We start from the raw sequence: 12505 nt of genomic DNA, 5'->3' as shown, positions 1-12505 counted from the left end.
TTCATGTGGGTGCACGCCATACACCATTACGCGCGGAGAAATTCATGTCTGACTTCACCACCCTGCTGGGTGACATTGACTCTTTTGTATGGGGACCATTCTTCTTGATCCCCCTCCTGCTCGGCACCGGTCTCATCCTGACCATCCGGCTCCGAGGCCTGCAATTTCGCACCCTCTTCACAGCGCTACGGCACGGACTGATTGACCGCAACGATCAAAGCGGCGAAGGCGATATCACTAACTACCAGGCCCTCACCACTGCGCTGGCCGCTACCGTCGGCGTGGGCAACATCGTGGGTGTTGCCACGGCGATCTCCGTCGGTGGCCCAGGCTCGCTGTTTTGGATGTGGGTGACCGGCCTGGTCGGCATGGCGTCGAAATACTCCGAGGCCTTCCTTGGCGTGCGCTTCCGCACCACCGACTCTGCTGGCGAGCAATCTGGTGGCCCTCAGTACTACTTAGAGCGTGGCATCAAGGGCCCGCTCGGTAAGATCCTGGGCCTGTCCTTCACCGTGTTTGCCATCATTGCCAGCTTCGGTATCGGCAACCTGACGCAGGCAAATGCCGTGGCCACGGGGCTTCACGACGCCTTTGGCATCCAGCCACACATCTCCGGCGTCATCATGTTCATCGCCTTGGGCGCGGTGCTTTTGGGTGGCATTCAATCGATCGGCAAGGTCACTGCTGCCTTCGTTCCGCTGATGATCTTGCTCTACATCGTGGGTGCGATAGTCGTCCTGGTGATTAATGCCGAGAACATTCCGGGGGCGTTCCAGCTCATCTTCACCGATGCCTTCACCGGCACTGCAGCTGCCGGCGGCTTCCTCGGCTCTGGCCTCATCCTTGCGCTGCAAATGGGTGTGGCTCGTGGCATCTTCTCCAATGAATCCGGCATGGGTTCTGCATCTATCGCTGCCGCTGCGGCCAAGACGTCCCACCCGGTACGCCAGGGCTTGGTCTCTATGACCCAGACCTTCATTGACACCCTGGTAGTGGTCACCTTCACCGGTTTGGTCATTATTTCGACCGGTACTTGGGACCAGGGCAAGGAGCACGCGGGAACGTTAACCTCGGACGCGTTTGCTGCCGGCTTACCTGGCCACTACGGCGGAATGATCGTATCCATCTCACTAGTATTCTTCGCCTTTTCCACCATCATTGGCTGGTCCTACTACGGCGAACGCTGCATGGAGCGACTCGTGGGCCGTCATGGCGCATTGCCGTACCGCATGGTCTTCACCATCGTCGTGTTCTTCGGTGCCACCACTGAGCTGGAAACCGTCTGGACTCTCGCGGACCTGGCCAACGGACTCATGGCCCTGCCAAACCTCATCGGCCTGATCCTGCTTTCGGGCTTGGTAGCGAAGGAAACCCTCGCATACCTCAAGTTTGACCCGAAGCTGCGCGCCTCCCATGAAGACGTTGCCCGCCACTTGCAAGAACAAGGAACTGACTGGAAGTAGAATTCCATCCTGTGAAGGATTACCTGCTTGTGGGCTGCGGCGCCGCTATTGGCGCTGTGGCCCGCTATGCTTTGGTCACCCTTGACCCAGCAGGACTATGGACCACCGTCTGTATTAACGTATTGGGCTGCTTTCTGATGGGTTGGCGCAGGCCCACCGCATTCTGGGGCACGGGTGTGTTGGGCGGGTTCACCACATTCAGCGCTTACGAACTAGCTGTCATGACTCTCCCACTGGCTACCGCAGCGTCTGTCGCCATGGCAACCGTTGTGGGATGTCTGTGCGCCTGGGTGCTTGGCGACACCCTCCAGCGACCAACCAGCGCCAAAGAGGCAGCATGAGCATTCTTGCGGTCGCCCTAGGCGGATTTCTCGGTGGCGCAGGCCGACTTTTTCTCTCCCGCCGCCTGCCAGCGTTCTGGGGCACCTGGACAGCTAACATGATTGCTTGTCTCATCTTGGGAGCCACCACTTCCCTACTCCATTCGCCTCTCGGCTTGGCGCTCGTGGCAACCGGTGGTGCGGGAGCATTATCCACCTGGTCGACCTTGGTGCGGGAGCTGGGGCAGCTGGCGCAAGACGGGCGTCGAAAAGCTGCAGGCATATACCTTGTGGCATCGGTGGTAGGTGGCGCTACTTGTGTTGTCGTCGGCCTGTCCTTGTAACTAGCTGCTCGATGTCTCTCGGACAAAGCAAAACCTAAACCGGGAAAATAACACCGGTGATGGATACGATCATCGCCCCGAGATCAGCGCAGTGTTTTAAAAGTATAAACGCCACTCTTACCAGCAGTAGCTAGCACCAAACCCTTAGCAACTGTGCGGTCTTACCCCTTTCACTAACTTCTAACGCAGCTACCGAGATCTATGCACCTGAACGAAACTGCGGATTATCATCATTACTGATGTACTAATATGCAGTACGCCTGCTCGGCACTACGAACAACAGTGGAGCTCCGCGCCTTATCAGGGGCTTTTGGATTGAAGTTACGAGCATAGATAGCTCGTCATGACATGAGGACAATGTCGGATTTGAAGCACCCAAGGCACCAACAACCTACGTCGATGGACATCTGACGCAGTGCACGCATGCAAAAGCAGCCGTTCAAGACCACTTCTAGTCTTGAACGGCTGCTTTCATTGTTAAGTTTTTGGTCGGCGGTGTCCTACTCTCCCACACCCTCCCAGGTGCAGTACCATCGGCGCAGTAAGGCTTAGCTTCCGGGTTCGGAATGGGACCGGGCGTTTCCCTCACGCTAATAACCACCGACACAACTGTGACAATCGGCCACACACACATGTGGTGTGGGTGTTGTGTCAGATACTGCATAGTGGACGCGATTTATTCATTTGTTTTTGCTTGCGGCAAGATGTTTTGTTTGCTGTTGCGTGCCCTGTTGTAGGGGTTTTGTTAGTTGGTGTATTAGTACCAGTTACCTCCACACATTGCTGTGCTTCCAGATCTGGCCTATCAACCCCATGGTCTATGGGGAACCTCAAAAGAAACCTTATCTTGAAACAGGCTTCCCGCTTAGATGCTTTCAGCGGTTATCCCTTCCGTACGTAGCCAACCAGCCATGCACCTGGCGGTACAACTGGCACACCAGAGGTACGTCCGTCCCGGTCCTCTCGTACTAGGGACAGCTTTTCTCAAGTTTCCACGCGCGCGGCGGATAGAGACCGAACTGTCTCACGACGTTCTAAACCCAGCTCGCGTGCCGCTTTAATGGGCGAACAGCCCAACCCTTGGGACCTACTCCAGCCCCAGGATGCGACGAGCCGACATCGAGGTGCCAAACCATCCCGTCGATATGGACTCTTGGGGAAGATCAGCCTGTTATCCCCGGGGTACCTTTTATCCGTTGAGCGACACCGCATCCACAAGCCAGTGCCGGATCACTAGTCCCGACTTTCGTCCCTGCTCGACCTGTCAGTCTCACAGTCAAGCTCCCTTGTGCACTTACACTCACCACCTGATTGCCAACCAGGCTGAGGGAACCTTTGGGCGCCTCCGTTACTCTTTAGGAGGCAACCGCCCCAGTTAAACTACCCACCAGGCACTGTCCCTAACCCAGATCATGGGCCGAGGTTGAGGTATCTACTACGATCAGAGTGGTATTTCAACAACGACTCAACAACACCTAGCGATGCTGCATCACAGTCTCCCACCTATCCTACACAAACCGCACCAAACACCAATACCAAGCTATAGTGAAGGTCCCGGGGTCTTTTCGTCCTGCCGCGCGAAACGAGCATCTTTACTCGTACTGCAATTTCACCGGGCCTGTGGTTGAGACAGCAGGGAAGTCGTTACGCCATTCGTGCAGGTCGGAACTTACCCGACAAGGAATTTCGCTACCTTAGGATGGTTATAGTTACCACCGCCGTTTACTGGGGCTTAAATTCTCCGCTTCGGACTTTACGTCCTAACAGGTCCTCTTAACCTTCCAGCACCGGGCAGGCGTCAGTCCGTATACATCGACTTATCGTCTTCGCACGGACCTGTGTTTTTAATAAACAGTCGCTTCCCTCTATTCTCTGCGACCACAACCAGCTCACGTTGTAAAAACGATCACCGCTTGTGGTCCCCCTTCTCCCGAAGTTACGGGGGCATTTTGCCGAGTTCCTTAACCACAGTTCACCCGAACGCCTTAGTATTCTCTACCTGACTACCTGTGTCGGTTTGGGGTACGGGCCGAATATGCACATCGCTAGAGGCTTTTCTCGACAGTACAGGATCACCAACATCCCCTTTTAAAGGGTACGCATCACGCCTCACCCTACATGCGGTCCCGGATTTACCTAGGCCGCGGGCTACACGCTTACACCACAATCCAATAAGTGGCTCGGCTACCTCACTGCGTCACCCCATCACTTAGCTACTACCAGATCAGGCCCCACGCATCCACACCACACAGACAACAAAGTTGCCCACGAGGCGTTTCAGGGTGGTTAGTATCACTGATTCACCATGGTCGCGCACACTCGGGTACGGGAATATCAACCCGTTATCCATCGACTACGCCTGTCGGCCTCGCCTTAGGCCCCGACTCACCCTGGGAAGACGAGCTTGACCCAGGAACCCTTAGTCATCCGGCGGATGAGATTCTCACTCATCAATTCGTTACTCATGCCTGCATTCTCACTCGCGTACACTCCACACCAGGTTACCCGGATGCTTCAACGCAGTACACGACGCTCCCCTACCCATAAAATAATTTATGCCGCGGTTTCGGTGGTGTGCTTGAGCCCCACTACATTGTCGGCGCAGAACCACTCGACCAGTGAGCTATTACGCACTCTTTCAAGGATGGCTGCTTCTAAGCCAACCTCCTGGCTGTCTAAGCGATCCCACATCCTTTTCCACTTAGCACACTCTTAGGGACCTTAACCGGCGATCTGGGCTGTTTCCCTCTCGACTACGAAGCTTATCCCCCGCAGTCTCACTGCTGCACTAACTTTGGCCGGCATTCGGAGTTTGGCTGACGTCGCTAAGATTGTAGTCCCGCTAAACCAACCAGTAGCTCTACCTCCGGCAAGCACCATGCAACGCTGCACCTAAATGCATTTCGGGGAGAACCAGCTATCACGGAGTTTGATTGGCCTTTCACCCCTACCCACAACTCATCCCCTCAGTTTTCAACCTAAGTGGGTTCGCGCCTCCACAACCTCTTACAGCTGCTTCACACTGGCCATGGGTAGATCACCCCGCTTCGGGTCCAAGACATGCCACTAAACACACTAGTTAGTATTCGCTTTCGCTACGACTACCCCACAACGGGTTAACCTCGCGACATGCCGCTGACTCGCAGGCTCATTCTTCAAAAGGCACGCCATCACCGAACAAGTCGGCTCTGACGGATTGTAGGCACACGGTTTCAGGTACTATTTCACTCCCCTCCCGGGGTACTTTTCACCATTCCCTCACGGTACTAATCCGCTATCGGTCACACTGAGTATTCAGGCTTACCGGGTGGTCCCGGCAGATTCACAGCAGATTCCACGAGCCCGCTGCTACTCGGGAAACAAACACGCATGGCTTGCACATTTTCAGGTACCGGGCTCTCACCGTCTACGGCAGGCGATTCCACACCACTTCCCCTAACACACAAACACACACGACCAACACGGCAGTATTGGAACAGCTTGCTCCCACAACCCCACACACGCAACCCCTGCCGGGTATCACACGCATGCAGTTTAGCCAAACATCCGCTTTCGCTCGCCGCTACTAACGGAATCACAATTGTTTTCTTCTCCTACGGGTACTGAGATGTTTCACTTCCCCGCGTAACCCCCACACCCACTATGAATTCATGGGCAGGTAACTAGGCATAACCCTAGCTGGGTTTCCCCATTCGGACACCCTCGGATCAACGCTCTATTGGCAACTCCCCGAGGCTTATCGCAGCCTTACACGTCCTTCATCGGCTCAGTATGCCAAGGCATCCACCGTGCGCCCTTAAGTAACAAAAACACCATACAAAAGGCAAACACAAACAAAATATATGCCACAAAAAACAAAGAAACACAATAAAAATTGCATCGCGTCCACTATACAGTTCTCACACAACACACCCCCCACAACCAGCAACCACACCATCCCACAAAGAAACAGTCACGCAACCAGAAAGCAAGGAGCCCATTGAAACAACACAACAGTGTCATTCCAGACACCCAACAGCATGCCAAGCACAAAAACATATTTAAGTCATATTTCCGGTCGTGATGACCACCACCATATAAGCGGCTAGTTAGTCTCCACCCGATTCATAAACCAACAGCCACACACTCGGTGACTGAGTTGGTGTACACGGCTCACAACTGTGAGCCAAAAAAGCTCCTTAGAAAGGAGGTGATCCAGCCGCACCTTCCGGTACGGCTACCTTGTTACGACTTCGTCCCAATCACCGATCCCACCTTCGACAGCTCCCCCCTAAAAGGTTGGGCCACTGGCTTCGGGTGTTACCGACTTTCATGACGTGACGGGCGGTGTGTACAAGGCCCGGGAACGTATTCACCGCAGCGTTGCTGATCTGCGATTACTAGCGACTCCGACTTCATGGGGTCGAGTTGCAGACCCCAATCCGAACTGAGGCCGGCTTTCAGCGATTAGCTTCACCTCACAGTGTCGCAAACGCGTTGTACCGACCATTGTAGCATGTGTGAAGCCCTGGACATAAGGGGCATGATGATTTGACGTCATCCCCACCTTCCTCCGAGTTAACCCCGGCAGTCTCTCATGAGTCCCCACCATAACGTGCTGGCAACATAAGACAAGGGTTGCGCTCGTTGCGGGACTTAACCCAACATCTCACGACACGAGCTGACGACAACCATGCACCACCTGTACACCAGCCACAAGGGAAACTACATCTCTGCAGCGATCTGGTGTATGTCAAGCCCAGGTAAGGTTCTTCGCGTTGCATCGAATTAATCCACATGCTCCGCCGCTTGTGCGGGCCCCCGTCAATTCCTTTGAGTTTTAGCCTTGCGGCCGTACTCCCCAGGCGGGGCGCTTAATGCGTTAGCTACGGCACAGAAGTCGTGGAAGACCCCTACACCTAGCGCCCACCGTTTACAGCATGGACTACCAGGGTATCTAATCCTGTTCGCTACCCATGCTTTCGCTCCTCAGCGTCAGTTACTGCCCAGAGACCTGCCTTCGCCATTGGTGTTCCTCCTGATATCTGCGCATTTCACCGCTACACCAGGAATTCCAGTCTCCCCTACAGCACTCAAGTTATGCCCGTATCGCCTGCAGCTCCGAAGTTAAGCCCCGGTATTTCACAGACGACGCGACAAACCACCTACGAGCTCTTTACGCCCAGTAATTCCGGACAACGCTCGCACCCTACGTATTACCGCGGCTGCTGGCACGTAGTTAGCCGGTGCTTCTTATACAGGTACCGTCACGTTAGCTTCGTCCCTGTCGAAAGAGGTTTACAACCCGAAGGCCGTCATCCCCCACGCGGCGTCGCTGCATCAGGCTTGCGCCCATTGTGCAATATTCCCCACTGCTGCCTCCCGTAGGAGTCTGGGCCGTGTCTCAGTCCCAATGTGGCCGATCGACCTCTCAGTCCGGCTACCCGTCGACGCCTTGGTAGGCCATTACCCCACCAACAAGCTGATAGGCCGCAGGCTCATCCCACACCGCAAAAGCTTTCCACCACAAACACTAAATCATGGTGGGTATCCGGTATTAGACCCAGTTTCCCAGGCTTATCCCAAAGTGCAGGGCAGATCACCCACGTGTTACTCACCCGTTCGCCACTCGAGTACCCCGAAGGGCCTTTCCGTTCGACTTGCATGTGTTAAGCACGCCGCCAGCGTTCGTCCTGAGCCAGGATCAAACTCTCCATAAAAGATCAAAATAATCAGAACTATGAAAAGCCCAACTACCTAGCAAAAAAACAAACAACCAGCAAAAACAAACAACAAAACGCTGCTCGTCTCTATCTAGATTGTCCAAAAAAATGCGGTCCCAGAAGTTATCCGACGAGGAAGGCCCCCTGAAACCAAAATTGAGTATTAATGCTTACACAGACCCCTCACGGGCCTGCCGGCACCAACACACAACCAAAAACAACTTAAAAAATAAGTACTTGGCACACTATTGAGTTCTCAAACAACACACGCACAACCAACCCCCAGCCCCAAAAGACTGAAAGAAAAAGAAGGCTTGTAATACCAGCGACTCGTTTTCCTACCGCCACACACTCAACAAAGCGGGGCGTTGTCGGTCACGCTGACCCACATAAAGTTACACACCCCCAACCCACAACACAAACCCGCAGGTCAGGGGGTCAATATTAGGCAGTAACGCGTTCTATATTTGCGCCAATTGCATTGAGGAATTCCACGAACTGCGGGTAACCACGGTCGATGTGGAATACGTCGTGAACTTCAGTGACACCATCTGCACAAAGCGCTGCAAGCACGAGGCCTGCGCCCGCACGAATGTCGGAACTCCATACTGAAGTGGACGACAGTTCTTCGATGCCGCGAATCACCACGTGGTGACCATCGACAGTTGCATCGGCGCCGAGACGCTGCATTTCGTCGACAAAGCGAAAACGTGATTCGAAGACGTTCTCTGTAATAACGGAAACGCCATCCGATACTGAGGCAAGACCGATAGCCATAGGCTGCAGGTCCGTCGGAAAGCCTGGGAAGGGCAATGTCTGGTAGTCCACTGCAACTGGTCGACCGTTCATTCGCACCCGGAATCCAGTCTCGTAAGTTTCCACGTCGGCTCCGGCAAGCCGCAGTTTCTGCAGTGGCAGGTGGAGGTGAACGGGAGCAATTCCGCCGACGGTAATGTCTCCGCCAGTCATAGCAGCAGCATATGCCCAAGTGCCCGCGACGATGCGGTCTCCGACAACCTCATGCGTCGTCGGGTGCAGCTTATCTACGCCGATAATGCGGATGGTCGAAGTGCCTGCGCCCTCGATCTTGGCTCCCATCTCGACGAGCATCGAGCATAGATCCACAATTTCTGGTTCGCGCGCGGCATTGTCGAGGATGGTTTCGCCGTCGGCAAGCACTGCCGCGGTGAGGATATTTTCGGTCGCTCCCACCGAAGGGAAATCTAGCGCGATGTGTGCTCCGGTGAGCTTGTCTGCAGTGGCGACAACGGCGCCATGCTTGATCGCGGTTTTCGCGCCGAGTTTTTCCAAGCCACTCTGGTGCATGTCGAGGGGACGGGAGCCAATGGCATCGCCACCGGGCAGCGCGACCACTGCTCGCCCGCAGCGTGAGGTAAGCGGGCCGAGGACGCATACCGACGCCCGGAACTGACGCACAGCGTCGAAGTCGGCATCGCTCTTGATTTCTTCCGGGGTGTAAATGGTGACAACGTCACGGTCGATGGTAACGGTGCAACCGAGGCCTTCGAGCACATCCTTCATCAGGGGGACATCGAGAATCTCCGGGCAGTTAGTGAGGGTTGTGGTTCCCTCGGCGAGCAAAGCCGCTGCCATGAGCTTCAATACGCTGTTTTTTGCGCCGACAACTTTGACGGCTCCGCTCAGCCGCGCACCACCTGTAACCAAGAATTTTTCCTTCACAAGCCCCAAGTGTAAACACAAATCCTCGGCATGTCTTAGGCCGAGTGGGCTAGCGTGAAAGGCATGGCTGTTCACTTAACCAAGATTTACACCCGCACCGGCGACGAAGGCACGACCGGGCTGTCCAATTTCGAACGCGTATCCAAAAACGACCAGCGGCTCCACGCCTATGCTGACACCGAAGAAGCCAATGCGGCGCTCGGCCAGGTGCTGGCTCTCGGCGAACCCCGCGAAGATATCGCCAAGACGCTAACCCGCATTCAGAACGAGCTTTTCGACGCCGGCGCTGACCTCGCCACTCCCATTGAGGAAAACCCCAAGTACCCTCCGCTACGCATCGAACAGTCGTATATCGATCGCCTCGAGCAGGAATGCGATGCTTACAACGAGGAACTCGCCCCGCTGGACTCCTTTATCCTTCCTGGCGGAAACCCAACCGCGGCACTTATTCACACTGCCCGCACTATCACTCGTCGCGCTGAGCGTCAGGCCTGGGCAGCTTATGAGCAGTTCCCGGATACTACGTCCAAGCTGCCAGCTCAGTACTTGAATCGTCTGAGCGACTTGCTGTTCATTATCGGCCGAATTGAAAACGCCGGAAATGACGTGAAGTGGGTGCCAGGCGGCTCCCGCTAGACATTTCCTAGAAAAATCCCCCGTGAGATTGTCAGAATCTAGCAGAACATGACATTCTCGCGGGGGATTTTTGCGTGACATCACCCTTTAAGGCAACGCTCCGATGCGGCGAGCCGCATTGACCGCCTCGTAGCGAGTGTGCGCGCCGAGCTTGCGCATCACGGAGCGCAGGTAGCTCTTCACCGTTTCGGCACCGATGCCCATTTCTTCAGCAGCCTCAACGTTGGTGTGCCCCAGCGCGACACAGGCCAAAACATCGAGCTCGCGGGCGGACAACTTGGTGGTTTGCTTCATCCGAACCGGTGTGACCATCTGGTCACACAGCTCTTCGATTTCCTTGCGCAGCGAATCATCGCCGACGCGGTTGGCCAGCATGCGCAGCTTGGAGTGGGTAGAGCGGATCTGCTCCCACTCTGCGCCGTTCATCACCCGGCCAGACTTGACGGCACCGGCTCGCGGACCATCGGCGCGTCGAAAAGCAGCATTGATCGCAAGATCCTGCTCGAGCGCGCGGGCGGTCATGGTGACCTCTTCAATGACCTTGTCGCCGAGACGCAGCGATGAATGAACGCCCACGTAGAGCACACCCACGACTTCGCGGTGGACAATAACTGGCACTGCAACAATAGAGTGCAGGCCCTCATCCTGGATGGCCTTGTCGTACTCGTGTGAAATGACGGTGGCGCGCGTGTAGTCCGAAACGCCTACCGGGCGCTTAGTCGCCAGCACTCGACCACCGACACCGGAGCCAGCATCAATAATGATGTTCTGGAGCGCTGGGGTCCGCAGACCAACCCAAGCACTGATCTGTAGTTTGTTTTCGCCAAACACGGTGGCGTACATCGTGACTGGAATTCCAGTCGCGGTTTTCAGGGAAGTCAGGGCGGCGCGGATCGCGTCGTCATCATCCTTAACGGATTGAGTCTCCACCATTGGATCTCCTCACACATTTCCACCCGAGCAGGTACACCCGCCGGTGTGCATTTCGCACAGTACCGTGGAGTATAACCACAAGTCGGGGGTATTCCAAAGCCAGGATTATTCAGCAATTAGTAACGCGTTTGCATAGTATGCAGAAAATGGCAATTCCGTTTACCCCCAACTAGCACCGTCCCAGATACCGGGAAATAGGCACCCACCTGGGAACTTAAGCATAGATATTGCCCCCTAAGTCCATGCTTTCTATTCATTTATACCGGAGTGTCCATACCCTCCCCCAGATTGCAAGCTTTAAGAACAGGGCATATGTCACAATTTTCACCCCAAAAACTAGCGAATCGTTCAACAAGAATTGCCAGCCTAGACTACTTAGTCTAGTATATATAAACTGACTGGACTAGTCTTTCTAGATGTGGAGGCGTACACTTCCTCTCATACAAATATTCAACCGAGAGGACATCATGTCGAACATCTACCGCAACGTCACCGAAACCATTGGCCACACCCCGTTAGTGCGACTCAATCGCCTGGTCGAGGGTCTCGAGGCAGAAGTTTTGGTCAAGCTCGAGTTCTTCAACCCAGCCAACAGCGTCAAGGACCGCATCGGTCGCGCCATTGTCGACGCCGCCGAAGCGTCCGGCGAGCTCAAGCCAGGCGGCACCATCGTTGAAGCGACTTCGGGCAATACCGGCATCGCCTTGGCTCTCGTCGGCGCAGCTCGCGGATACCGCGTCGTGCTCACCATGCCGGAGACAATGTCGGCGGAACGTCGAGTCCTGCTCCGCGCCTATGGTGCTGAGATTGTGTTGACCCCAGGCGCCGCTGGCATGCAGGGGGCCGTCGATAAGGCAAATGAAGTCGTGGCTTCTCGCCCGGGCTCCATCTTGGCCCGCCAGTTCGCCAACCCAGCGAACCCGAAGATCCACCAGGAGACCACGGCGGTGGAGATTTGGGAAGACACCGATGGCAAGGTGGATGCTTTTGTGGCGGGCATCGGCACCGGCGGCACTGTAACCGGTGTCGGCAGCGTATTGAAGAGCCACAACCCAGACATCACCGTTGTCGGAGTCGAGCCTGCCGATTCCCCACTGCTGACCACCGGCAAGGCTGGCCCACACAAGATCCAGGGCCTCGGCGCGAACTTCATCCCGGACGTGCTCGACCGAAAGATCCTGGACGAAGTTCTTACCGTCACCAATGAAGACGCCGTAGCAACCTCCCGCGCCATGGGCACCCAGGAAGGCATCCTGGGCGGCATCTCCGCTGGTGCCAACGTCAAGGCTGCCCTCGAATTGGCGGCACGCCCTGAATTCAAGGGGAAGACCATCGTGACTCTCGCGCCTGACTTTGGCGAGCGCTACGTTTCGACCATTCTCTTTGAGGACATCCGCGACTAAGTT

Annotated in this window: 7 protein-coding genes and 3 rRNA genes; 5 read left to right on the top strand and 5 right to left on the bottom strand. The window is 55.4% G+C overall.

The genetic code is table 11. The annotated features are described in order from the left end of the window. The first annotated feature begins 44 nt into the window (after positions 1–44). From CKALI_RS02285 to CKALI_RS02275, 3 genes are read left to right on the top strand one after another with little or no spacing between them, the layout of a single operon-like run. Positions 45–1463 (top strand): alanine/glycine:cation symporter family protein, encoded by a 1419-nt coding sequence (locus CKALI_RS02285; protein ID WP_156191763.1) that lies wholly within the window; start codon positions 45–47, stop codon positions 1461–1463. Positions 1464–1474: 11 nt separating this feature from the next. After that, the gene (locus tag CKALI_RS02280; protein WP_156191762.1) at positions 1475–1804 is read left to right on the top strand and encodes a fluoride efflux transporter family protein; all 330 of its coding nucleotides are present in this window, start codon (positions 1475–1477) and stop codon (positions 1802–1804) included. After that, positions 1801–2127 carry a FluC/FEX family fluoride channel gene (locus CKALI_RS02275; protein ID WP_156191761.1) on the top strand — a complete coding sequence of 109 codons (327 nt, stop codon included), beginning with the start codon at positions 1801–1803 and terminating at the stop codon, positions 2125–2127. The genes CKALI_RS02280 and CKALI_RS02275 overlap by 4 nt, the downstream gene beginning before the upstream one ends. A gap of 487 nt (positions 2128–2614) precedes the next feature. Here CKALI_RS02275 and rrf read toward each other — a convergent pair. The 4 genes from rrf to murA form a co-directional block, all read right to left on the bottom strand. Continuing rightward, a 5S ribosomal RNA gene (rrf, locus tag CKALI_RS02270) occupies positions 2615–2732 on the bottom strand. A gap of 131 nt (positions 2733–2863) precedes the next feature. Beyond that, positions 2864–5938: ribosomal RNA gene (locus tag CKALI_RS02265) — 23S ribosomal RNA — on the bottom strand. 371 nt (positions 5939–6309) lie between these two features. Beyond that, positions 6310–7826: ribosomal RNA gene (locus CKALI_RS02260) — 16S ribosomal RNA — on the bottom strand. Together the 16S, 23S and 5S rRNA genes form the textbook arrangement of a ribosomal RNA operon. A gap of 447 nt (positions 7827–8273) precedes the next feature. After that, positions 8274–9530, bottom strand: coding sequence for a UDP-N-acetylglucosamine 1-carboxyvinyltransferase (gene murA, locus CKALI_RS02255; RefSeq protein WP_156191760.1), 1257 nt, complete (start codon positions 9528–9530; stop codon positions 8274–8276). Positions 9531–9593: 63 nt separating this feature from the next. Between murA and CKALI_RS02250 the strand changes: the two genes are divergently transcribed. Next, positions 9594–10166 carry a cob(I)yrinic acid a,c-diamide adenosyltransferase gene (locus CKALI_RS02250; protein ID WP_156191759.1) on the top strand — a complete coding sequence of 191 codons (573 nt, stop codon included), beginning with the start codon at positions 9594–9596 and terminating at the stop codon, positions 10164–10166. Between the two features lie 87 nt (positions 10167–10253). Here the strand turns inward: CKALI_RS02250 and ramA are convergent, their stop codons facing one another. Next, a complete protein-coding gene (gene ramA / locus CKALI_RS02245; RefSeq protein WP_197079741.1) occupies positions 10254–11099 on the bottom strand; it encodes an acetate metabolism transcriptional regulator RamA in 846 nt (281 codons plus the stop codon). 467 nt (positions 11100–11566) lie between these two features. Here ramA and cysK point away from each other — a divergent pair, with 467 nt between their 5' ends. Beyond that, on the top strand, positions 11567–12502 hold the full coding sequence (cysK, locus tag CKALI_RS02240; protein ID WP_156191758.1) for a cysteine synthase A: 936 nt from the start codon (positions 11567–11569) through the stop codon (positions 12500–12502). Positions 12503–12505: the final 3 nt, after the last annotated feature.

It is taken from the genome of Corynebacterium kalinowskii (assembly GCF_009734385.1).
GTDB lineage: Bacteria > Actinomycetota > Actinomycetes > Mycobacteriales > Mycobacteriaceae > Corynebacterium > Corynebacterium kalinowskii.
Note: the sequence above shows the minus strand (reverse complement) of the source record. Positions and strands in the feature narration are given on the sequence as shown.

Coding starts and splice junctions, on each gene's coding strand:
- CKALI_RS02285 (WP_156191763.1), top strand. CDS start 45: ATGTCTGACTTCACCACCCTGCTGGGTGACATTGACTCTTTTGTATGG.
- CKALI_RS02275 (WP_156191761.1), top strand. CDS start 1,801: ATGAGCATTCTTGCGGTCGCCCTAGGCGGATTTCTCGGTGGCGCAGGC.
- ramA (WP_197079741.1), bottom strand. CDS start 11,099: ATGGTGGAGACTCAATCCGTTAAGGATGATGACGACGCGATCCGCGCC.
- CKALI_RS02250 (WP_156191759.1), top strand. CDS start 9,594: ATGGCTGTTCACTTAACCAAGATTTACACCCGCACCGGCGACGAAGGC.
- cysK (WP_156191758.1), top strand. CDS start 11,567: ATGTCGAACATCTACCGCAACGTCACCGAAACCATTGGCCACACCCCG.